The 528-nt window shown below is 44.1% G+C and carries 1 protein-coding gene; it reads right to left on the reverse strand.

Going from position 1 to position 528, the window contains the following annotated elements; translation table 11 throughout:
- Positions 1 to 164 precede the first annotated feature (164 nt).
- Positions 165 to 528: DUF2850 domain-containing protein (locus R8N49_RS30105; RefSeq protein WP_318190822.1), on the reverse strand; the 364-nt coding region annotated here is incomplete at its 5' end.

Here is a 528-nt window from a genome sequence, read left to right on the forward strand (position 1 = left end):
TCCGTTTACTTGTTGTTAATTCATCCATTTCGAGACGAACAACATGATAACAGGAGAATATTTACGAAATTGTCCAGACAATGTCTGAACTGATGTGGATATAAAGAAGATAGGAATGTTGAGCACTCGCGCAATGGCGAATGCTCAAATAGAAAACACAGTATTTAACGAACGGCGATGCCAGCGTGCCCTTCAAGACGAAAGACCGGAAGATAGTGCGCCCGCGCATCCAACTTCATTTCTGTATGTTGTTTTCCGACAAAATCAAAATGGCGCACGGTCGAACCGACTTTGTATGAGAACGAATCGCCATCAAATTCAAAATCGGTTGCAATGGTCGAGCCATTAACGGTCACGCCCCTTTCACTAAGCACAAACTCTTCCCTCGAGTAAGGCGCTACATCTTGCTCAACCCAGCGGCCATAAATTATTGATTTAGAGATGGGAGGATTAATGTACCGAGTGATCAAATCGCCATACAGCATACAAACAATGACCGTACCCAGCACTGCCATTAGCATGAGAGAA

This window comes from Vibrio sp. 1978 (assembly GCF_033344345.1).